This is a genomic window from Kaistella jeonii, assembly GCF_000812865.1.
In the GTDB taxonomy this organism is placed as follows: Bacteria; Bacteroidota; Bacteroidia; order Flavobacteriales; family Weeksellaceae; genus Kaistella; species Kaistella jeonii.
Map to the genome: position 1 here is coordinate 32384 of NZ_JSYL01000015.1, position 24557 is coordinate 56940.

Below are 24557 nucleotides of genomic sequence, written 5' to 3' on the forward strand. Positions count from 1 at the left end.
AATTATTTTTTATCTGGAATTGTGATCTGCAGCAACATGATTTCTTCTTCGGGTTGAAGGTTAAGTTGACCAATAATTGCAGGCAATAACATCACTTCACCTTTACCAATTAAGTAATCTTGGTTGTTATATTTTATTGAACCTTTTCCTTCCGCGCAAACCAAAATAGTGGGTTCATCTTTAAAACCTACTGTAAATTCAGATTTGCTTTTAATGCGCCAAAGTTTAAAATGTTCATTATCGAAAAGTATTTCAGCATTTTTAAATTCTGGACTTTGCATAGGAACTACTGGTTTTATATCAACCTGATTAAAATCGATACAGGCGATGGCATTTTCTACCTGAAGCTCGCGAGGTTTCCCAGTTTTAGGATCATTTCTATCCCAGTCGTAAAGACGAAAAGTAACATCACTATTTTCCTGAACTTCGAAAACTACCGTTCCGCCAAGTGTATGAACCGTCCCGGAATGTATAAAGATAGCATCATCTTTTTTGGGTACAAAACTGTGAAGTCTGTTGGGTACCGATTTGTTTTTTATAGATTCTATAAGGTTTTCTTTCGTAGTTCCTTTTTTTAGACCTGCGTAGATTCGGCTGTCTTTACTGGTCTCCAAAACAACCCAGGCTTCGGTTTTCCCTGAATCGCCTTTTGGTATATATTGTTTTTGATCATCGGAAGGATGAACCTGAACCGATAATACTTCCTTGCAATCCAGAAATTTCAATAAAAGCGGGAAACGATCGGAATGATTCTCAATTTTACCCATTATTTCAACGGCAAATTTTTTCATCAATTCTGTTAAAGTTGTTCCTTTCAATTCTCCCTCGGAAACTTTGCTTGCGTGATCATCGCGGTCGCTCAATAACCAAGCTTCACCAATTGGTTCATTTTCAGGAAGTGGTTTCGAGAGTAAATGTGCCAGTTTTCTGCCACCCCATAAACGATATTGATAAATAGGATCAAATTTCAAAGGATAAATTGGAGTGCTCATCTTGATTTTTATTAAGATATTGAACAGATGTTTCTGTAATTTTAAAACCATCTACAAAAAGAAATTCACTTTTAATTGCTCAAAAAAATGAACGGATTAATGCAGTTTATTTAAAAAATAGTCACGTAAAGGTCACCAATAATCACGGAAATGGTGTTATATATTTGCTACAAAAGTTACATAAATGATAGATTATAATTCTACCTTAAATAAAAAAACGTACTTATAGAACAATATGACCTCGACAGATTTAGAAATAAAAACAAAAAAAATCGTCCCTTCTAAAAAGAAGAGACGACTAACACAAACAACTATAATAAACTAATAACCGAAAATTTCTTTCAGATGGAGTTTTTTGTAATCTCCGAGCTTTTTCAGATCGGCTTCCGTCAGATTTTTTTCTGAAGCAACAACCGAATAAGTGTAAGGTTTACCGGAAATATTCTTTTTGTAGAAATCATTCAGCTGGCTAAATTCCAGATTTCCTGCCTGATTATAAATATCCTCACGAATATCTTTATTCGTTCCCAGATCACGCGCTGCCAAGTAATCAAAGATGATATCGTCCTGCATAATTCTTTCGTTTTCAATATCTTTTTTAACCTGAACTTTTGCTAAGGAAAGATTCTCCGGAAATTTTGGCAAGTCTGTCAATAATTCATTCATCGCTTTTGTCGCATCGGCGAATTTATCGGACTGCGAACCAACATAAGCCGTTACAAAATAATGATCGTCTTTTTTTCGTGGACTCACATACAATGCGTACGTACTATAAGCTAAAGCTTTACTCTCGCGGATTGTTTGGTTAACGATCGTTCCCATTCCTCCACCGAAATAATTATTGAAAACTGTAATTAATGGTTGGTTTTTCGCGTCGTAAATTCCAGAATTTCTTGTCCATTGCGTTTCTGCCTGAACCATATCGTAATCAGCAAACAAAACCTGTGGTTTTTCCGTCATGATCTGCGTGAAAACTTTCGCAGTTGGTGGTGTTGCGAACTTCTTTGGAATTGCATGAAACTTTTTCAATTTTGAAATTAAGGCAGTCAAACGTTCCGGACCGTAATAAATGATCGTTTGGTCGTAGCTGTTCAACTTTTTGATGGTTTCTAGCAATTCTTTCGCCGTCACTTTATTTAACGCTTCATCAGAAAAATTATAATTGAATTTATTGTCTTTTCCATAAGACGAATAACTTATTAATCCCTGAAGAATCGCGCCTTTGTTATTCTTCATATCCGTTCTGGATTTCGTTAATCTGGCTTTCAATGCAATAAGCGCTTCTTCATTCGGAACTGCATTTACCACAAGATCTTCATATAATTTCACGGCTTTATCGAAATTTTCCTGCAAACCTTCAATCGTTACCATGGTAAAATCTTCGGCGGTCATAATGTTGAAGCTGCTTGCGATCTCATAAAATTCTTTAGAAATATCTTCGGAAGATTTTTTATTGGTTCCTAAAAACTGCAAATATTTCGCGGCAAGATCCTGTTTCAGATCGTTGTTTTTTCCGATTTTATAGCGGTACCGAAGTCTGTACAATTGATTGTCTTTATTCTGAACGTAAAGAACTTCTGCACCACAAATTTTTGCGCGCTGAATATCTTTATCATAATTCAAAAAGACAGGTTTCACTTCTTTGGAAGGCATTTCGTCGGTCATTTTTACGAAAGCACTTTGCTTATCGGTATTTGTTTCTACCGGCGTGATCACTGGCTTTACAATTTTTGCAGTTTCCGGAGATTCTCCTTTTCTCTTGTAAACTGCCACGTAATTATCGGCAAAATATTTATTTGCAAAATCTACGACCTGTTGCTTGGTGATTTTAGATAAAGCATCCGTTGCTGCAACCTGAGTTTGCCAATCTAATTCATCAGTAAAAGCCTCCATCAAAATATCTGCACGTTCACCATAGCGCTCACTCTGCATAATTTCGGCCTTCTTTCTGTTATTGATGATTGAAGTCAATAATTCCTGATCGAAATTTCCTGACTTTAAAAGTTCCATTTGCTGGAATATTAAAGTTTTTACTTCCTCTAAAGTTTGTCCGGAAGTTGGTGCGCCAGAAACGGTGAAAACGCCATAGTCGATCAAAGGTAAAACGCTAACCGATGCCCACAACAATTTCTGTTTTTTAACCAGATTCAGATCCAGCAAACCTGCTTTTCCGTTGCTTAAAATATCACCAACCAATTCTGCGATCAGAATATCTTTGTTCTTATTATTTGGCAAACGGTAACCTATCATTACTTTTTCCGCATTTGGACCAACTACTTCTTTGATAATTGGCTTTGTGATCGGCGTTTCCTGTACAAATTGATAAGGCGTAATTTCTTTATTTTTTAAATAAGAAAAATCCTGATCAATTTTTTTAATGATTTCATCCGGATTAAAATCTCCGGAAAGAATCAATCCCATATTATTGGGTACATAATAATTGTTATAATATTTTCGGATCTCTACTAAGGAAGGATTCTTCAAATCTTCAACCGTTCCGATGGTGGTTTGTTTTCCGTAATTGTGATTCACAAAAAGATTCGCCAATAAAGTTTCGAAAGCCTGCGCTCCATCATTGTCTAAGTTTCTATTCTTCTCTTCGTAAACTGCTTCCAGTTCCGTATGGAAAATACGTAAAACAGGATTTCTGAAACGTTCTGCCTGAACTGCTAAATACTTATCTAAGGAATTCGTCGGGATATCATCCGTATAAACCGTTTCTTCAAAACTTGTAAATGCATTTGTCCCCTGCGCTCCCATCGAACTCATCATTTTATCGTATTCGTTCGCGATCGAATATTTCGACGCTACGCCAGAAATGGAATCAATTTGATGATAAACGGCTTTTCTTTTCGCCTCATCTTTTGTTTTATTAAAGACTTCATACAGCGCATCGATCTTATCAAGCTCCGGTTTTTCTTTCGCATAATCCAGCGATCCGAATTTGTCGGTTCCTTTGAACATCATGTGTTCGAGGTAATGCGCTAAACCGGTGTTCGTAGAAGGATCGGTTTTACTTCCGGCTTTTACCGCGATGAAAGCCTGAATTCTTGGCTCTTTTGGGGTTGGACTTAAGATCACCGTCAAACCGTTTTTCAAGGTGTAAAAACGTGCCTGCATTGGATCATTTGTGACATATTTGTAGGTGTAACCGTTTGCGGTTTCCGTTTTCCAAACATGTTCCTGCGCGTTACTGAGTACCGAAGTTCCCAGTGCACACAGTAGAATAAATAAACATTTAATTCTTTTCATTTAACTTTCTATTTATTTTTTATTTTTAGTTTCTTTTTAATCTCCGTTTTAATCTTAAAGATTTTTTAACGCAAAAGCGGAAGAAATTTCTTTAAGATCAAAGAACGGATAATCGCTTATTTTTTATTTTTTTTAAAGTAATCTAAACCACATTCCAGGAAGTTTTTGAAATCTTCTTTTGGCATATAACCTGAAACTGGATTGTTAATAATTTTTCCGTCTGGCGTAACCAAAACATAATGCGGTTGAGAATTATTATTAAAGTTGACTTGCTGAAACATACTCCATTTATCGCCAATTGTTTTAATTTTTTTCATTTTGCCGCCGCCCATATCAATCGTTATTTGTTGATCTTCTGGCAATGCTTCTTTATCATCAACATACAATGATACAAGGACAAATTCATTTTGAAGCGTTGGTAAAATATCCGGTTCATTCCAAACGAATTCTTCCATTTTACGACAGTTTTCACATCCGTAACCCGTGAAGTCAATCATGATTGGTTTGTTTTCTTTTTTCGCTAACTCTAAAGCAGTAAAGAAATCGTGTTCGGAATGCATTCCGTAAATTCCGTCGGATTCTTTATGGAAATAACTCACATTCACTGGAGGTAAAATCCCTGATAATAATTGAAGTCGCGGTCTTTCGGAAGGAATCAATCCCTGAATTAAATAGACTATAAATGCTACGCCTAAAACTCCGAAACCTTTTCTTGTCCAGGAGATCTTGGCTTTTTTATCATCATGCGGAAATTTGATAATTCCGAATAAATACAGAACCAAACCGATGGTAATTAAAATCCACAAAGCGATGAACAATTCTCTTTTTAGTAAGAATGTTTTGGTTACAAGATCTGCTTTGGAAAGGAACTTTAAAGCCAATCCAAGTTCGATGAAACCTAAAACCACTTTAACGGTATTCATCCAGCCACCAGATTTTGGTAAACTTTGTAAAGCCTGCGGAAATAATGCGAGAAGTCCAAAAACGATCGCCCAGGCAAAACCAAATCCTGCTAAAGCGAAAGTCAATAACATGGGAACATTTGCAGAACCTGTTACGGCGCTTCCTAGTAAACTTCCTAAAATTGGACCTGTACAGGAAAATGATACGATCACTAAAGTTAAAGCCATAAAAAATATACCGATCATTCCGCCTGCTTCTTCTGCTTTGGAAGATTTGTTGGCAATTGAACTTGGTAAAGTGATCTCGTAATAGCCGAAGAAACTCCCTGCAAAAAATATAAAAATGATGAAGAACGCAACGTTCAGCCAAACTGAAGTCGAGATCTCATTAAATATATTCCCCGCAATTCCATCGATAATATGGAAAGGAACACTTAGCAAAACGAAGATCAACAGGATGAAAAACCCGTAGATAAAAGCATCTCTTTTCCCTTTTGATTTGTCTTTATTTCCTTTCGTAAAGAATGAAACTGTTAATGGGATCATTGGGAAAACGCACGGTGTTAACAACGCGATCAATCCACCGATAAATCCGAGTAAAAGATAAGACCAGTAATTTTCGGACGGTGTTTCTGCCGCGATTCCACAATCTGTTAAAGGATTTTGTAAATCGATGCTTGCCACTTTTAACTGGTCGCCTTGATCAGCAACCGAAGTTTGCAAGTCGGTTTTTGTGTCCTCTAAAACTTTTCCGTTTTCGATTGATTTTTCGAAACTTAAAGTGTTTGGTGCTAAACAAATTTTATCGTCGCACGTTTGGTAGTAAATTTCAGCTTCTACTTTGGCTAATTTCGAAGGATCTTTAACCTTAAATTTTTGTTTAAAGTCAGCTTTTTCAGAGTAATAAATAATTCGTGCTTTAAAAGCTTTTGAATATTCATCATGCTTTTCACCGATCTCTTCTACGCCACCAATGAGCTCAACATCGCTTCCCGAAACTTTAATTTCGGTGGGAATCCCGGAGTTTGGCGGTAGATCTTTCGAATAAATATGCCAGTTCTGATCGATGGTCGTGTGAAAAACGGCTTCGAAAACATTGTCTCCCAAAGCATTGATCTTAAAATCAACTTTGACAGGATCTTTGACTTGCGCCGTAAATAACAAACTGAAAAGTCCTATAAACAGGAAAAAAAACTTTTTCATAATGTGGAGGAACTTAATTTTAGAAAAAACTGCTGGTTTAGAAATGGGAAAAAAATTTTAATATGAAGAAACCAGTTCTTTAAACAGCCAGCAGTTTTAGATTTTTATTTGATGAATTTAGAAAGTGTACGATCTAAATCGAATTCACGAAGTTCATAGTTCGAGGCTACGATTTTTCCGTTTTGATCTATTAAATAACTTGCAGGAATACCGGTAATACCGTAATCTACAACTTGTGGATTTCTAAATTCGCCTTCAAGAATTACATTAGGCCAAACCGTTTTTTCAACATCCAAAGCTTTGATCCAGGCGTCGTTTTTAGAATCTAAAGAAACCGATAAGATTTCTAATCCTTTCCCGTGGTATTTAGCATAAGCCTTTTTTAAATTAGGAATTTCGCCTCTACACGGTCCACACCAACTTGCCCAGAATTCCAAAATGGTATATTTATTTTTAGCAACCATATCTGCTAATTTAATTTCGTTGCCATTTCTGTCTTTCCCGGATACATTTTTGTACATGCTGCCAACTGTGACCGTTTTCGCATTGTCGCCCATCGTTTTGAATTCGTTCATCATCTTTTCATAGTACGTGATGTAATCACTTTTTCCAACTTCTTTTTTGTACTTATCAAGTCTTGCCAGGATTTTTTCTGCAGTGTAATCTTTGTCGCTGATCATCGTAGAAGCGATCGCTTTTGCCATTGGTGGATTATCTTTCGCAACAACTTCTTTCAAATAATTGTTTTTAATTTTATACACCTGATCACCTACTTTGTTGACGATTTTACGTGCTTCTTCCACTTTAGCCTCATCATTCATGTCAAGATTGGTGAACTGCTCTTTCGAAACCTTTCTTCTTTCTAGATTTAATTTAGCATAATTGGGATCTTTCTCATAGCCATAAACGATACTCTGAATTTTTCCACCTGTGATGTAAGTATTCATATCACGGTCTTTAATATTGATATTGATATTATCATTTTCCAGAATGAAAGGAATGTAAAGATGCAATTTATCATTACTGACACCTGCTGGTGCAGCTTCTGCAGCCTTTCCTTTAAAAACGAAATTACCGTCTTTGTCTGGTGTAACACCTACTATTTTTTCATTTTTATAGTCTAAAAGATAAAGTGAATCTGCTTTAAATTCGGCGGGTAATTTAACCGTCACCTGATACTCAGATTTTTCTTTGGAACACGAAACCGCAGTTGCGGCGAAGACTAATGAGAGAAGAAAACTTTCTACTAATTTTTTCATATGTAATTTCTTATTTTTTTTATTGTCCTGTGGAATCACCAATCAACATGTTTCGTTTTTGATTTTTGTTAATGGTGATCTCCTATTTTTATTTATATAATTTTTTAATTCTAGTTTTGAGGCATATCAGGATTAAACTTTAAAACTTGCGCCGGAATTGGCATGATCAGTTTTCTGGAATTGGCTTCTGCCGTAATCGTAATATTATTGTTACCCTGAACTTTATGGATGGCGGTTTTAGCAAATGCAGATTCTAGATTTTCCCGTTTTAGATCAAAAAGTCGCGTGTTGGTGTAGATCATTTCACGACGGCGTTCTTCTAAACAAAATTTAGTCAAAGCAGTCGCAGTTGGAAAATCATCTGTTGAGAGTTGCACATTATCCAAAACTCTTTTGTCGCGCAAAGAATTCAATAAATTTATTGCAGTATCGGCGTTTCCTAAACGTGCTTCGGCTTCTGCAAGCGTAATGTACATTTCCGGAACAGAAACAGAAGTCGTTCCTTTAAAGTTATAGTCATAACTTCCCATGATATATTTAATAACCGTTTCACCATTGATGATGACAGGATTTTCGATAAACTGCTCGGTTAATCGGATGTCACTACCGTCTTGTGGAAATATAGATACAGCATCCTCACTCAAATAACCATTTCCAGGCTGGTTCATGCTGTGAGTTGCGTACTGCTCATTAAGTTTGATAGAAAGATTGTCATTTGAAAAACTGGGTTGCGTATAATCGACGAGTGTAGAATTTTTTGCCAAAGCCATTTCTGCATACTTCTTTGCATTTTCATAATCACTTTTATAAATATTTGTTCTTGCCAAAAGCGCGTAACCTGCCGCAACTGTCGGTAACAATTTGATATCTGAATTATCAGGTAAATTTTTAATTGCGATATTTAAATCGTTAATGATCTGGGTATAAACGAAAGCTACGGTTCCACGGGAAGGTAATTTTTGGGTAACATCAGCTTTTAAAACCAAAGGAACTCCCAAATCGGTACCTGCAGAACTTGCAGTATATTGCTTTGAGAAAGTATTAACTAAGAATAAATATTCATAAGCTCTGCCATAATAAGCCTGTGCTTTTATTTTTCTTCTCAATTCTTCGGTATCTCCCGCTGCTAAAGTGGCACCGTCTACTTCTTCGATAATTTTATTGAAGGTGTAGATATTTCTGTAGGCATCATTCCACGCAGAATTGGCAACGGTAGGATCAGCGTAACGATAATCGCTCCATGAATACAATGCAAAGTTGGTATTCAAAGGATTGTTCACGTTTCCAACTTCTGTGGAAGAGAGATAAAAATTGTCGTTCGAGTAGTGAAGAACCTGTTCGTTACCCGTAACATTGGGACCGGAATCTCCGCCGATAAGTAATAAGCCATAATCGGCAACTGTTGTTGGGATTACATAGCCTTTTGGCACCACATCTAAATAATCGCGGCAGGAAAAGAGCAGTAAACTTCCTACCAACAGTAACATATATTTTTTCATTTTCTTTAAATTAAATTTTATTAAAAGCTAACATTAAGTCCTAAACTGAAGGTTTTTGGAGTTTTGTAATATCTGTAACCCAAACCGTGAGATTCCGGATCGATTCCTTCTTTATTTTTCGTCCAAAGGAAAAGATTGTTCGCTCTAAGATTCAAAGTGAATTCACTGAAGCCAAAGCTTTTACTTAACCCTGCAGGAATGGTGTAACTTAAGATCACATCACGCAGTCTGATAAAATCGCCGTCGATAATGTTTTTCGTAGAATATTTTGCGAAAGAATACGGTTGCGTACTGTTGATTCTTGGGATGTTGGTAGATAATTCATCACCTGGATTTTGCCATGCATGTGCAGCATCTGCGTTCACCAATGAGATCTCATCATACAATGATTCTCCATTATAACTGTCTTTCAATAAAGAAAATCCTCCCTGATAAACAAACATGAATGATAAACCAAAACCTTCATAATTAATGGTGTTATTCAACGATGCGGTATATTTTGGTAAAGTAGTTCCACCAGAAACAAGATCGTCCTGAGAGAATTTAACACCGAAAGAATCATCAGTCAACTGAACTAAACTTCCGTCTTTTTTTCTGATCAAACCGTAACCTTGATTATCAACTCCGGCGTAATCTAAAACTAAAATAGAGTTTGGTTCAAATCCTTCAATATTCTGAACCTGTCCTAAAATCTGTCTTACTGAACTTTGGTCAGAATAAGATTCAGTAACTTTCCCTTTATTGTAACGGAAATTCGCTTGCGTGCTCCAGCTGAATTTTTCATTTTGAATATTCTGGGAAGTAAGAGAAACTTCATAACCATTATTAATGATCGAAGCACTGTTTTTAATTAAAGTCGGAGCTCCCAAAGTAGGATCGGCTGCAATAATAGAAAGCAGATCATGAGAATCTTTTTTGTAATAATCCAACGCTAAAGTCACGCGTTTTTTAAGGAAGGAAAGATCGGTACCTAAATTCAAAATATTCGTGCGTTCCCATCTCAAATCTGAAACTTTGTAATTCTCTATAGAAAGTCCTGCATTATAATCGGTGACGTAACCCTGAACAATTTTGCCCACATCATAAGGACCGTATTTATTGGCAATATTTCCATTAACTCCATAAGAAGCTCTCAAATCGATGGTGTTTTTATTAGCACCCAAAAATTCTTCAGCTCCTGCTCTCCATTTTCCTGCAACAGACCAGAATGGTTTGAAACGGTACTGAGGATCTGTTCCGAAAAAGTTAGACTGATCGATCCGCGCACTTCCTGTTAAAACATATTTATTTTTGAAGGAATAATTGGCGTTCGTGTACATCGAAACAAAACGGTCATCAAGATCAACCAACTGATCAAAAAAGTTAACTCTTTCTAAGAATCCCCCTGGATTATAAACATCAAACAACAGGGAATTTGCAAAGAGTTTGTCGGTCTGTACAAAAGTATTGCTGTTTCTGTTGTATCCAAAAAAGTCGCTCACTGTTCCTACAGTATGATTTCTTTGAACTTCACCTCCAATAATTGCATTGATGTAATGATCGCCGAATTTTTTATCATAATCTGCCTGAAGTCGCAGTAAATAGTTGGTTACATCAGTTTTATTCTCAATCTTTCTTCCACCAAGTGGTAATAAGGTTTTCTTGATGTTTCCAGTTGTTTCAAGAAGCTGAGTCGTATTATTGAGCAGGGAAAACATTTCGTTTGAATCACCGTCTGCAATTCTTTCGTTCGTGCTGCTGCTTTTAGAAAACTGGCCGCCAAATTTTAAATTTATGTCAGAAGTCAATTTGTAAGTAAACATTCCCTGAACCCGCGAAATAAAACTGTCTGTAGTGTTCGTATATTTATTGAAATCATTGACCGGATAATAAGTTTCGTCATAAAGACCCAATTCTTTTAATCGCAGGATTTCGTAAGGAGTTTTACCACCATAACTATTGGTTGTATCATAGTTTAATGGTTTATAAACAGGAAGTGCTTCTCCATTTGGTCCATAAAATTTCTGATAAGAACTTATTCTGAAAACATTACTCAGATCATTCGGATTATCGCTGTAAAAATCAACCGGTGTCAATTTATCATTTCTCAGCGTAAAATTAGTTTGCAAGTCTAATGATAATTTCGGTGATAATTTAGCGTCCATCACGAAATCAAAAATACCTTTATTGTTTTCGGACCCCTGAATATTTCCGTACTCTTTGGTATAATTCAAAGAAGTTCTGTACTTAAATGAATCACCGCCACCGGAAGCAGAAATGTTGTGCTGAGAAATCATCGGCGTCTGAAGATATAATCTTCGCAAATCGTTGGTATTATCTCTGCTTCGAAGAACGCTCAGTCTCAAATCTAACTGGTCCTGCGTAATTCTTCCCTGTTGAAGATCTGCATAAAGAAGATAAACTTCGTTGGTAGAATTTGAAAAAGTGTTCCCCAGATAATTGTAAGGATCATTGAATTCGCTTTCATAATCGTAAAGCAAACCGCCGGATCCGATAACCGATTTAGGAGAAATGCTTTGTATATCTACGAGCTGAGAAGAATTTACACGATTCATCGCATAATTTAAATCTACTTTATCACTGATAGAATAATTCGTCGTATAACGGAAAACCGTCTCACCTTTTTTTCCTTTTTTTGTCGTGATCACAATCACCCCATTGCTTGATTTAGCACCGTAAATTGAAGCTGAAGCAGCATCTTTTAATAAGGTAATGCTTTCAACTTCGTAAGGATTAATACTGTTGATATCGCCATCATACTGAAAACCATCTACCACAATTAAAGGTTTTGTATTTCCAGAAAGGGTTGCAACTCCTCTTAAATTGAATAATTTAGAACCAGGATTTGAAGGATCTGAATAAACCAAAAGCGCGGGAGTTAGACCTTCCAAAGAACTTACAATATCTGGATTTCCACGACGCTGAAAATTTTGCATGTTCACCGTGGTGTAAGAAGCAGCGGCTTTATTGGGATCAACTCTTTGATAACCCGTGATCAGAACGCCTTCTATCGCTGTTTCATTCGCAGATTCCGAAAGAAGCGGTTCCAAAACAAAATCTAAAATATTACCATTCACTTTTACTCTTTCTGAAAGCGTACCTCTTGTAATCAAAAGAATGTCTCCAAGTTTTGCTGGAATAGTAAAGTTTCCGTTCTCATCTGCAACAGTAGATCTCGAAGTAAATAAATTTGAAACCTGAGCATTCGCAGAAGCAACATTACCGGTTTCAGAGATCTTCCCTGAAACCTGCATTTCTGTAATTTCACTTACGATGATCTGCTTTCCAACTACCGTGAATTTTAATCCTGTTTTTCTGGTCAGTTCAGAAAGATAAGCCTGTATGTTATCATCCTGATTCTCAAGATTAATTTTTGCGTCTGCATTGAAAAGTTCCTTTTTATAAAAAATGCTGTAACCTGTTTTCTTTTCAATGGTTTTAAAAGCGTTTTCAATGGTAACGGAATCTTCTGAGGTTGAAATTTGTGCCTGCGTAAGACCAAACAATAAAAAACTGGCGGCAATACCCAAACGAACGTTCGGAAGTCGTAACCTGCTGTGGTATGTTTTCTTCATGATTTTAAACGAATCTATTTTATTAATTTTTTGAAATAAGAATGAGTTTACTTCCGTCTCTCTGAATTTTGCAGTTCAGCAAGATTTGAAGTGTATTGGTGATCTGATCAAGATTTTCTATTTTATAAGTTCCGGAGAAGTGAAAATCGTTCGCTTCTAATTGATTGCGGATGATTTGAAGTCCGTAAACCCGCTCTATTTTGCTCAAAACTTCATCTGTGGTGTTATCTTCGAAAGAAATCTCTTTATTCAGCCAATCCATATCCTGTTTCGGCGTTGCTTTTTCTACCATTAAGGTTTTAACTTCTGGACCGAAATTTATTTTTTGTCCCGGAACAAGGATTTTTTTCGCCGCAATTAATTTTCCGCTGACTTCAATTTTTCCTTCCACGAGATTTACGAAAGCTTCGCTTTCAGTTTTATAAGAGGAAATATTAAATTTTGTACCCAAAACTTTCGTTGTAAACTGCTCTGTTTCTACATAGAAAGGATGAGCCGCATCTTTCGCAACTTCAAAGAAAGCCTGTCCTTTTAAATTAACTTTTCGGGAATTGCTTTTTACGAAGTCGGACTCAAAAGCGATCTGAGTTCCTGCATTCAGTAAAATTTGAGTTCCATCTATTAACAGAACTTTTAGGTTTTTCCCGTTCGGAACATTAATGGTCAAATTGCTCGAACCCGTATTATTGAGCATTCTTAAAGTCCCATTCTCATACTTTGCCAACTGAACTTCCTTTTCATCAGATAAAAACTGAACATTTTTGGAAGCATTGAAAGTTTTGTAATCACCGTTTATGGCAACACTAATATGGTCTGCACTTGGAGTAGAAATGCTTTGTGTATTAAATTTCCAAATAAAGCCAACCGAAATCAAAAGCAACATCACTGCAGCAATCATCATATAATTACGATTAAACAAACCGATATCTTTCGGTTTTACTAACTCTTTATAATTTGGTTGTATGGTGTAGAGATAATTAGCTTTTGCGTAAACTTTAAATTCTTTTTTGTTGGCGGGGATTTTCAACCATTCATCTAATATTTGTTGATTAATTTCAGAGATCTCTCCTGAAAAATAATCAGTAATAATCTTTATAATTTCTAAATTTTCGCTCATTAGTTTTACATTTGCTTATTAGTATGATGCATAGCATTTATAAATCCCCTACTCATTTTTCATATTTATTAATTTTATTTTAAAAATTTTTCATTTTGTTTGGTATAGTCGATGATAAGAAGTTATTTGATTCCATTAAGAATAATTCGGAAATTGCTTTTAAAGTAGTTTACGAGGAATATTTTGCCAAACTCACCCAGTTTATTACCAGAATGTCGCAAGACAGTGATCTTGCAGAAGAAGTGGTGCAGCAAACCATGGTTAAAGTCTGGGAACAGCGGGATAAAATAGTTTTAACAACCTCTCTCAAATCTTATTTGTATAAGATGTCTTACCACGAATATTTAATGTATTTACGGAAAAAAAGTAAATTTCCGAATATTGAAGATGTCGTAATAGAAGCCATCGACGAAATAAGTGATGAGAATGACAATGAGATTCTTTTAGAAAAAATACGTCGTGAAATTGATAAACTTCCCCCAAAATGCCGCGAGGTTTTTATCCTGAGCAAAGTAGAAGGGTTAAAGTATAAAGAAATTGCGGAGAAACTTAATATTTCTACAAAAACGATTGAAGTACACATGACAAAAGCTTTAAAAGCTATTCGGGAAGCTTTTTAAAATCAAATTTTACAAACTTTGTTTTTAGCATTTTCGATTAAAAATACGAGAGACAACGAAATTAAAATTGAATCAATGTCAAACGAAATATTAAGAGACTTGAAGGGTGAAAACAATAATTCTGGAAAATTATATAGAACGCTTTTCAAAAGATTTATGTGAATTTAATAAACAATAAACCTTACGGTGTGAACCACTATATATTCCTAAAACACTTTAAACAATCCCCAATTTACTCCCTGATCTTAAAAACGGGGACTAAAATAATCAGGTTTCTTTAAATAATTAAATCTTGTCTTTAAAGAAAATTATATTCACAATTTACAATATTCTACTTCCGAATTTTATATTATTTATTTTAAATTAAAATTTGCCATTATTTAAAAAAAATATTTATCTTTAAACTTTAAGTAGTAACATTAAAAAAAATAAGATTATGGCAATGTTTGATTATGGCGTTGGTGGTAACGAAGTAAAAGTTGACGCTAACGAAGCAATAACACATATTCAGGAAAATAGATCTTTGATCGTAAGTAAACTTACAGAAGAAGAGCCTTTTGCGCCAGAAATAGTGAAGGGCTTAAAAACGGTAGAAGATGTCTTCAGACATTTTAAACCTTCAGTTGGTGTACAGCATGAAACTGAAGATGGAACTATTGTAGATGAAGAGTTTAGATTTAATACTGTAGGTGATTTTACACCAAAAAGTTTAACTCAAAATTCAGAATATCTAAAAAAATTGAGTGTTGAGCAGGAGCAATATAATAAGATTTTAAGACAACTAAAAAATAACAAAATTTTGAAAAAGATTTTGACAGATGATGCTACCAGAAACGCACTGGTAGATGTTTTAAAAGACGTGGCAGGAGAATTGAAAAACGATAACTAAGTACAGATGGAAAATAGTAAACAACAGGAAAGTCAAAAAGAACAAGGTCAACAGCAAGGGAAACCGCAACACAAGCAAAGTTCACTGGATGAATTAAATAAAGTTGGTGGTTTTAATTTTATTGAAACAGTTGTAGATGGCGTTGCCAATATGAATCCAACCCGAAAAGCGCGGAAAGAAATTTTTCTTAACGACAATAATAAAGGAACAGAGCGAAAAGATTTATTACAAAAACTGAACTTATGGATTTCCCTCCTCGAAAGTGGAGATTCTGCTGATGTTATGGCAGAAGCTTGCAAAGATAAAGCATTATCTGCAGAAAAAAATCTGAAAAGTAATCTTAAAAACACCTTAGACAGTGTTCGTGAAATGGAAACCAACTACAGAACGGTTGCCCAGTTTTACAAAAATACAGAACTCGATAAAGTTGACAATGTAAGCATCGTAAATGCCTCCATGGATCAACTGACAGATCTAGATAATCCACTTTTTATAGAAGCAATTGGGGACGAATTTAAACAAAATTATGACCGTTTAGATCTTCGTGACAGTTATTCTATTCTGGCTTTACCAGGATATTTAGGATCTAATAAAGTAGTGGAGAAGTGGGCAAAAATATGTAATGAGAATAAGGTGATGATGGTCACCGATTTTGCTAATCTTGATAAACCTGATGATGTTGTAGATCTTTTTCATTCTGCAAATCTTACAGGTGGCGAACTGCACAGGAGTAATGTCATCATGACCACAAACTGGCTGGTTGGAAGAGGCAGAGCAGAAGAAGTTGGCGAAGAGGAAAATGTAGATCTTCCACCTTCAACCTCTTTGGCCGGAAAAATTCACAGAACTTTGATGTCGCAGGTCGCAGCAGGTAAGAAGCACGGTAACATTAATGAAGTAGATGCTGTAAAATTTGATTTGAAAAAAAGTGAAATTTCTCAACTTGAAAAAATGGGCTTGGTTCCTATGGTAAGCGAGTACGGAAAAATCATGGCATTCTCTGCGAAAACATTATTTACAGGTGATAATATCGGTTTACAGACCTATTCTGTAGTGCGTGTTTTTGACTATGTGACTAAAGTGCTTTTAGATTTCTTAAATAGAAGAGCTTTTGAAAACTGGACGCCGAAAAATGAGGATGATCTTAGAAAACAGATCGTTACTTTCCTCGACGGTATCAAAGGTGCCGATAAATTAATCGAGAAATTTAAAATTGTGCGTTTTGAACAGGACAAAGTAAATAAAGACAGAGTTTGGTTAGATATTAGAATGACTCCTTACTTTCCGACCAAAAGTTTTGTTATAAAACTTGATGGTCACAAAGGTGATGATGGTAACGAATGGGAATCTGAATACCAGCAGGAATAAGTGTAAAATTTTACAATTTAATATATGGGATATATTTCTTCGGAGTGTATCCCATTTTATATGTTTATTTTTTTCTTTTAAATTTAATTTGATGGCTGGAATTTAAAATTAGAATTTATAAGTGTTAAATTAATTATTTAATTAAAAATGTAGGAATGAAGAAAGATGATTTAGGATTTATCAAACTAAAAATTGAAGGTGTTTTTAATCTTCAGCAGGTAGCCTCTGAATATAATCTCACCAGTTTAGAATTGGTGACCTTTCATAATAGATTTTGTTCCATTGCAGAATTATTACCCATTTCTCTGCCAAAACATGTCGAGTATGTTTATTTACCAGCCCAAAATTTTCAGGTTCGAGAGGTGAGACTTCTGAAAAGTACCACCCTCAATTTACCAAAAAATGTTACGGTTAAAAAATATGGTGTTCTCATTAAATACTTACCAAAAGAACTGCAAATTCATTATCAGGTTAATGTAAAGCATAATTCGGAATTTGTAGAGATTACCAAAGAAAAAACCTATGTTAATGATCAGGAAATTGATCAGACTGTTGAGCAGCTTTTTGAGAAAGCAGAACAGGCTTTGTACCCCATGCAGATTTCGACAGACCAAAGCGGACGGTTAGATCATATTTTAAATAGTAAAACAATTGCCGACAATTGGAAAAAGGATTGTGAACCTAAATTAAGGGAATATTACCAATCTGATACCGCAGATAAAATTTTCCAGAAATTGGATGTAGCTTTTTCTGATTTAGATACAAAGCTGGAATTATTGAATAGAAATATTTTTTTCAAACTTTTTTTTCTGAACGTCTATCAAAATTATTCAAACGTCCTGAAAGAAGATTTCAAATCAATTTATTTTGCAAATCTTAAGGAAGACATCACGTTTAAGACAAAATACAACTTAGAAAAAGAATATACGACAGGTGATAAAATTGCTTTAAACATCACCGGATACGAAGAGGAAAATATTTTTAATAAAGATAGAGAGAAGGGAAAATTAGATTTAGTTTACAAATTTCACAAAGAAACGCATGAAATCTTTTCGATAATTGGTTTTATTTCCGCATTTGAAAAAAATGTGGAATATAAGATTATTTTTCAATTGTATGAATTGGAATATTCTTAGTAAATTTAGGAATCTCTAAAAAACACAAAATGAGTGAAAAACATTTAGTATGCCAAGGCGCCATTTGCAGTTGCAATTTCGGTACTGTTCCCGACAAGTTAAAAGTGCTCACGCAATCAAAGCGCTTCATCAATGATAAAGATGGAAGCACCAAATTGATGGCGACTAATATGGATATTGGAGCTGCTACTTTCGAAAAAAACACTTTTGGTCCCTGCAAAATGCAACCGATTCCGGGAGGTGGTTATAAACCCTGCCAAATAATCGTCACTACCTGGACTGGTTTTTACGAGAAAATTACCTTGCAAGACAATAATGGAAAAGCGCTGCTGGAAGACAGCAAAGCAACCTGCCCGATTGGTGGACCTGATTGCATTAAAATCGATAACCACGGCCAAATTTCAGAAGTTTCTCAGCAAAATGTGGAGAATGCGGATAAGGAGGTGTTGGCGGAGTTGATGCCGTTCGTTGATTTGGGGGAGGAAGAAGAGGAATTGGCTGAAGATGATTTGGTAAAACTTTAAAAGAATCCCTATGAATATCACTGGTAATATACGTCCATTTGCAAATACGCAATATTCCTATACCTTAACTAATATTAAAGGAAAGGTCTCTGTGAAATTGTGGAAAATAGAGTATAATGGAAAAACTTTAAGTACGAATGTCATAGGAAGTTTTAAATTTCATCAAAACCTTGCGGGAAAGACTGTAAAAATTATTGCAATTACCATTCAAAATAAAAAAGAAATTGCTTACAGTACCTTTCTAACAATCCTTGCTGGAAAACCGAAAGTAATTTCTTTACAATGGCAGGATTCTAAAGGTAAACCCATAGGAAACAGAACTGTCAAATATTTAGACAAAGTTAAACTTGCAGTAAAAACAACTAATATTCCCGTTGGAGATTCCTTAAAAGTTTCTGTATTTGAAGATGATACCACTGGAGACAGACCAATGGGAACTTATGATACCAGTGCCGTAAATGAAAATGGATTTGCATACCTTTATTTTAATCATCTCAGTTTATATCAAACAAAATTAAATGATAAAGATTGGATCGATGAAAGTGAACACGAATATTATGTAAAAATAGAATACAGAAATCATATCTCGCAAACTGAAGAAAAAATTCAACTTACCGTTCATAATGAACTTAGCAAGTCATTAGATAAACCGCAAATTACAAATAAGCCTGTGGTAGTGGCTAAAGTGGAAACTACAGTAAAAACTCCCACAAATCCCGTTAATTTTACATTTGGAATTTTTATAGATGGTACGCTGAATAATATGTATAATACAGAATTATATTATAAATTAAAAGGCAAGCAACAAACTAAAACTACAGGACTCAAAGCAAATGTAAATGCAGCCGGCATTTATGACGACCATGGCAGTCCAAAATTAAAAGACAGCAGTTATGAAAATGATCTTTCAAATCCTGCAATTCTTTTTAAAAATTACGACGAGAATCCAAGTTCAAAAATTTTTAAAATATATACTGAAGGCATCGGAACAAATTCTGCTCCGAAAGCACAGGGGACTGAACTTAGCGAAAAAGATTATAAGGGAGATGATTTGGCTGAAGGTCCAGGGTTTGGAATGGGAAGCGCAGGAATTACAGACAGGGTTCGGAAAAGTATTCGGGATACCGTAACAATGATAAAAAATCAAAAATTAAAAATTGGAAAGGACAGTGCCGGAAAAATTACATTCGATGTTTTCGGATTCAGCCGCGGTGCTGCTGCCGCGCGCCATTTTGTACATGTTATTACTTGCGGTGCCTATAAGCCAAAAGTCAATTATAATAAAGAAAGTGTTAGAGTTAAAGATCAATTTGGCTATTCCTTAGGAACAGAATACGCCACAAAATCAATGCCTGCATTCGGCTATTTGGGGCAACTTTTAGAAGAAGCTAATTTGCTAAGTCCCTCCACCACTATAGAGATCCGATTTGTGGGAATCTATGATACCGTACCGCACCATGGTCTTTTCCAAAGCAATGACGCCAAAGATTTAGGTTTAAATAATGTAAATAAAGCAAATTATGTAGTACATATTACCGCCGGCGACGAACACCGCGCCAATTTTGATCTGGTAGATATTTCCAGCGTAGCGAAAACCTCACCTGGTTCCGGAAAAAAAGGCGGTATAGAATTGTCTTTTCCTGGTGTACATTGTGATGTAGGAGGTTCATATGTGGAAGGCGACGGAGATAATCCGCCAAGGATTGATGTTGGGCGGAGTGAAAGCGGATTTGCTTCTTTAAAAAGTGAATTAATTAGTCAGGGATGGTTTAAAGAAAATGAACTTTCTGCTCATTTTTATGCTACAGGTATTTTATTAGCGGGAATTGCAGGTAAGTTTTATCGTTTGGAAGGCAAGCGCGCTCATCTTAGTAACCAGTACAGTTTTATTCCACTTCACATTATGGCGCAGTTTTGTACCTTAAAAAATGCACCCATCAATAAAGTGGCAGTACAAAAAGCATATAACTTTAAAGAAAATTCTACAAAAAACGGGATTATCGGAAACGTAGAATTTTTAAAAGGAATTAAAACAAAACTATGGGATTACAGTTTTAATGGAGGTTCACGCATTATTTTTTCTGAACCGAAAAAATATATAGAACCGCCCATAATTTATGGTAGTAATAGTCCTATGGCATCAGTGTATATCGCAGAAAGAAATCAACGGCAAATAGATGGTCAGGCAAGAATGAATGCAGAAGCGGATAAAAAAAATGAAAGTATAAAATTTTTACGAAATCATTATCTGCATTGGAATTCATCCTATGGCGATCCCAAAAAAGGTGCGGGCACATTTCTTTCAGGTAAGGATAAACCTAACATTGTTAACGGAAAAAGAAAAAGAGATGTACATTAAAGTAAATATAATAGTTTTATTCTGCTTATTTCTGCAGATAAGCTGTAATAGTAAAGAAAATAATATGAATAATCAATCTGAAGAATTCCCCTACTCCGTCACTGTTTCTGCACCAGAAGAATATCCTGTCGAAGTACATGAAGGTTGGCTTTTAGATAAAGATAAAAAAATGATCTGCGGAATGCCCAAAGCCGGTATGGCAAAAGGTGGATTTCAATTTGATGGCGCTGCAGCAGGACAAGGAGGTTCTTCCATTCCGTACCATATTAATCTAACTTATGTTGCCTACGCAGAAAAAAAATTCTATAGTGTAGAAGCAGATCTACCAGCGGATAAAATACGGGCTGCATTTCGAAAAGGTTTTTTAGTAGAAAAAGTAACATCTGGAATTGAAAAAATAGATCTTATACATTCAACTTACGATAAATTTACGGTGGCATTAGCTCCAGGAGGAGTAGTGGTGGTTTTTTTAGGCGGCAGTGACCGCATAGAAATTTGCCGGTTACAGGCAAAAGAAACCTATGTAAAAGTAGATGATTTTTACCAAAATGCTGATAATGAAAATGAGGAACAATTTTTTAATTCTTGGTTTAAAATTGCAATTGCGGACAATATTCAAACTCAGATCAAACAAAATGGTATTCCATATAGTTTATGGGATCAATATCTTAAAAGATACAATTACCGCTTCACATTTCAGCCTTATGATGAAAATGATGTGATTGTTACAGAAACAGACCGTTATTACAATGGCGAAGTAACTGGTTTTCTCCAACCTGAAGAAATCGCCAAAAAAGAATATAAAAATTTAAGTATCCCCTATAATATCAAGTTTTACTTTAAAAAGTATTTCACAGAAATAGAATTCAACGATACAGAAATGCTCAATGTTTTTGATGAACTTCAGAATAAACATCCCGGGAAACCGATGGATATTTTAGTTGTGCCCACTTTTATGTATAATGATTTTAAACTCTCTGTAAAGTGTGAAGACGAAATTGTCCCCCTGACAAAATATAAGGTGAAAGGCGTTTGGGGCGGGTAAGAATATTTTAATGAAAAGATCTACTATCATCACATTACTATTATTTTTATTTCTGGCTTGTCAGGAAAAAAACATAATTAAAAAAGATAATTTCTCCTATTCGGTGACGGTAAGTGCACCAGAAGAGTATCCTGTAGAAGTACATGAAGGTTGGCTTTTAGATAAAGATAGAAAAATGATCTGCGGAATCCCCAAAGCCGGTATGGCAAAAGGTGGATTTCAATTTGATGGCGCTGCAGCAGCACAAGGAGGTTTTTCTATTCCATACCATATTAATCTTACTTATGTTGCCTACGCAGAGAAAAAATTCTATAGTGTAGAAGCAGATCTACCAGCGGATAAAATTCGGGCTGCATTTCAAAAAGGATTTTTAGTAGAAAAAGTAATGTCTGGAAGTGAAAAAATAGATCTTGTGCATTCAACGTACGACAAATTTACAGTTGCATTGGCTCCGGGCGGTGTAGTGGTAGTTTTTTTAGGGGGAAGTAGCCGGACAGAAATTTGCCGTTTACAAGCTAAAGAAATTTTCGTTGATAGAAACGATTTTTATGATAATCCTCACGAAAGAACACAACAGGGTTTCTTTGATGAATTATTTAGAATTTCAGTTTCTGACAGTATTAAAACTCAAATAGAACAAAATGGGATTCCTTATGGTTTATGGGATCAATATCTTAAAAAATATAATTATCGCTTTACATTCCAGCCATATGATGATAATGATGTAATTGTTACGGAAACAGACCATTATTATAATGGAGAAGTTACCACATTTTTGCAACCTGAAGAAATTGCTAAAAAAGAATATAAAAATTTAAGTATTCCATATAATATCAAGTTTTACTTTAAAAAGTATTTTACAGAAATAGAATTCAACGATACAGAAATGTTCAATGTTTTTGATGAATTGCAAAGTAAACATCCGGGTAAACCCATGGATATTTTAGTTGTGCCCACTTTTATGTATAATGATTTTAAACTCTCAGTGAAGTGTGAGGACGAAATTGTACCACTAACAAATTTTAAGGTAAAAGGAATTTGGGGCGGGTAAGAATTAATTAATTGAAGAAAATTCTATTTCCATTTTTATTTTCAATATTTTTTCTGGCTTGTCAGGAGAAAAGTAAAATTAGACAAGATCAATTCCCTTATGAAGTTACTGTAAGTGCTCCGGAAGGATATCCCGTAGAAGTACATATCGGCTTTCTTTCAGATGAAAAAAAGCAACTGATTTGTGGAGTGCCTAAAACGGGGATGACCCAAGGTGGATGGAAAAATGATGGAAGCGCAGGTGGTCAAAGTGGCTCAGTTATTCCGTCATTTATAGATCTCACTTATGTAGCATACGCTGAAAAGAAGTTTTACAGAGTTCAGGCAGCATTACCAAAAGCTAAAATTCTAGAAACCTTTCGAAAAGGTTTCACTCTTATGGAATCTCCTGGTGCAAAGCAGGATAATCAAATGTTTCATAGTACTTATGATACTTTTACAATTGGAACAGCACCTGGTGGAGTTATTGTTATCTGGCTATCTCAGATGCATCATCGTATAGAAATCTGCCGGCTACAGGCAAATGAAGTTTTTGTTAATGTAAATGATTTCTATGATAATCCAGATGGAGATGATCAGCAGCAATTTTTTGATTCATTATTTAAAATTACAGTTCCCGACAGCATTCAAACAAAAATTACAGAAAAAGGTCTTCCCTTTGGTCTTTGGGACTCGTATCGGAAGAAATATAATTACCGATTTCTTTTTAAACCCTATGATGAAAAAGACAAATTTACTTTCCAGTCCCATCAATATTTTAATGGGGAAGCAACCATTTTATATAAAGAGGATGTAGATAAAAATGGATATCTTTCTGCCTCAATACCATCACATGTTTATTTTACTTTCTTAAAATTCAAAACTGAAATAACTTTTAATGATAAGGAAATGCTTTCCGTATTTGATGACCTCCAAAACAAACATCCCGGTAAACCGATGGACATTTTAGTTGTTCCCACTTTTATGTACAATGATTTTAAACTATCCGTAAAATGTGAGGATGAAATTGTTCCGCTTTCAAAATATAAGATTGAAAATATTTGGGGCGGGTAAAAATTAATTAATTGAAGAAAATTCTATTTCCATATTTATTGTCATTTTTTTTCTTGGCTTGTCAGGAGAAAAGTAAAATCAGACAAGATCAATTCCCTTATAAAGTTACGATGCCGGGAGTTCATTCCGATATTGGAGGTGGCTACAGTGAAACAACTGATGAAAAACGATATTTGGATGAGTTTACGGAATTTGGAGAAAGCAATTCCGAAGCTTTGAAAAAATTCGAAAAAACAAAAGAAAAATACATTAGCCAAGGATGGTACAGAAGGGAACAATTCATTATTGAAAAACAATTACAAACTAATTTTTCAAAATTGGATAAATTATCTTTCAGTACAAAATATACTTTATATGGCGTTCGGAAACAATTGCCGAATACCTATCAGTTTATACCTTTTGCTATTATGAAAACATTTTGTGAAAAATATGCAAAAATGCCATTTGACGTTGATAAGATTAAAAAATACTATACTGTAATACCAGAATTATTATCTATTAAAGAGCAATTATATAATTACGCAATTGCAAACGATGGAATCAATATTCTACCCTCATTTCTCTAGACCACAATTAGCTGTTTCTTAATTGTTTTTTATGCTGCTGATTTATACTTTTCCAGTGGTTTTTTAAGCTGTATTCCTTGATGACTTCTGTTGTGATATCTCAATAACCATTTTTGTATTCCCAGATAAAGCTCTAATCCATCTTTCG

At 35.0% G+C, this 24557-nt stretch carries 17 protein-coding genes; 10 read left to right on the forward strand and 7 right to left on the reverse strand.

Annotated elements, in window-relative coordinates:
- Positions 1-2: 2 nt before the first annotated feature.
- The 7 genes from OA86_RS14035 to OA86_RS14065 all read right to left on the reverse strand — a co-directional run bounded on the left by OA86_RS14035 (position 3) and on the right by OA86_RS14065 (position 13799).
- Positions 3-992, reverse strand: a complete 990-nt coding sequence (locus tag OA86_RS14035; protein ID WP_039354585.1) for a type I phosphomannose isomerase catalytic subunit — start codon at positions 990-992, stop codon at positions 3-5.
- A 321-nt stretch (positions 993-1313) separates the two neighbouring features.
- A complete protein-coding gene (locus OA86_RS14040) occupies positions 1314-4244 on the reverse strand; it encodes a M16 family metallopeptidase (RefSeq protein WP_039354525.1) in 2931 nt (976 codons plus the stop codon).
- A gap of 116 nt (positions 4245-4360) precedes the next feature.
- Complete coding sequence (locus tag OA86_RS14045; RefSeq protein WP_039354528.1) at positions 4361-6349, reverse strand: protein-disulfide reductase DsbD family protein; 1989 nt, start codon at positions 6347-6349, stop codon at positions 4361-4363.
- A gap of 104 nt (positions 6350-6453) precedes the next feature.
- Positions 6454-7608 carry a TlpA disulfide reductase family protein gene (locus tag OA86_RS15430; RefSeq protein WP_126340499.1) on the reverse strand — a complete coding sequence of 385 codons (1155 nt, stop codon included), beginning with the start codon at positions 7606-7608 and terminating at the stop codon, positions 6454-6456.
- A 110-nt stretch (positions 7609-7718) separates the two neighbouring features.
- A complete protein-coding gene (locus OA86_RS14055) occupies positions 7719-9107 on the reverse strand; it encodes a RagB/SusD family nutrient uptake outer membrane protein (RefSeq protein WP_039354531.1) in 1389 nt (462 codons plus the stop codon).
- 20 nt (positions 9108-9127) lie between these two features.
- A complete protein-coding gene (locus tag OA86_RS14060) occupies positions 9128-12682 on the reverse strand; it encodes a SusC/RagA family TonB-linked outer membrane protein (RefSeq protein ID WP_039354534.1) in 3555 nt (1184 codons plus the stop codon).
- Positions 12683-12704: 22 nt separating this feature from the next.
- Positions 12705-13799 (reverse strand): FecR family protein, encoded by a 1095-nt coding sequence (locus OA86_RS14065; RefSeq protein ID WP_039354537.1) that lies wholly within the window; start codon positions 13797-13799, stop codon positions 12705-12707.
- Positions 13800-13894: 95 nt separating this feature from the next.
- Between OA86_RS14065 and OA86_RS14070 the strand changes: the two genes are divergently transcribed.
- The 10 genes from OA86_RS14070 to OA86_RS14115 all read left to right on the forward strand — a co-directional run bounded on the left by OA86_RS14070 (position 13895) and on the right by OA86_RS14115 (position 24409).
- Positions 13895-14419 (forward strand): RNA polymerase sigma factor, encoded by a 525-nt coding sequence (locus tag OA86_RS14070; protein WP_169743957.1) that lies wholly within the window; start codon positions 13895-13897, stop codon positions 14417-14419.
- Positions 14420-14855: 436 nt separating this feature from the next.
- Positions 14856-15308 (forward strand): type VI secretion system contractile sheath small subunit, encoded by a 453-nt coding sequence (locus OA86_RS14075; protein WP_039354540.1) that lies wholly within the window; start codon positions 14856-14858, stop codon positions 15306-15308.
- A gap of 6 nt (positions 15309-15314) precedes the next feature.
- Complete coding sequence (locus tag OA86_RS14080) at positions 15315-16676, forward strand: DUF5458 family protein (protein WP_039354542.1); 1362 nt, start codon at positions 15315-15317, stop codon at positions 16674-16676.
- 155 nt (positions 16677-16831) lie between these two features.
- Entirely contained in the window at positions 16832-17812 is a 981-nt protein-coding gene (locus OA86_RS14085; RefSeq protein ID WP_039354545.1) for a hypothetical protein, read from the forward strand.
- A 29-nt stretch (positions 17813-17841) separates the two neighbouring features.
- Positions 17842-18336 (forward strand): DUF4280 domain-containing protein, encoded by a 495-nt coding sequence (locus tag OA86_RS14090; protein WP_039354548.1) that lies wholly within the window; start codon positions 17842-17844, stop codon positions 18334-18336.
- A 10-nt stretch (positions 18337-18346) separates the two neighbouring features.
- Positions 18347-20695 carry a T6SS phospholipase effector Tle1-like catalytic domain-containing protein gene (locus OA86_RS14095; protein ID WP_039354551.1) on the forward strand — a complete coding sequence of 783 codons (2349 nt, stop codon included), beginning with the start codon at positions 18347-18349 and terminating at the stop codon, positions 20693-20695.
- A 64-nt stretch (positions 20696-20759) separates the two neighbouring features.
- Positions 20760-21740 carry a DUF2931 family protein gene (locus OA86_RS14100; protein ID WP_039354555.1) on the forward strand — a complete coding sequence of 327 codons (981 nt, stop codon included), beginning with the start codon at positions 20760-20762 and terminating at the stop codon, positions 21738-21740.
- A 10-nt stretch (positions 21741-21750) separates the two neighbouring features.
- A complete protein-coding gene (locus OA86_RS14105; RefSeq protein ID WP_039354558.1) occupies positions 21751-22791 on the forward strand; it encodes a DUF2931 family protein in 1041 nt (346 codons plus the stop codon).
- A gap of 11 nt (positions 22792-22802) precedes the next feature.
- On the forward strand, positions 22803-23843 hold the full coding sequence (locus OA86_RS14110; protein ID WP_039354561.1) for a DUF2931 family protein: 1041 nt from the start codon (positions 22803-22805) through the stop codon (positions 23841-23843).
- Positions 23844-23854: 11 nt separating this feature from the next.
- A complete protein-coding gene (locus OA86_RS14115; protein WP_126340501.1) occupies positions 23855-24409 on the forward strand; it encodes a hypothetical protein in 555 nt (184 codons plus the stop codon).
- The last annotated feature ends 148 nt before the right edge of the window (positions 24410-24557 follow it).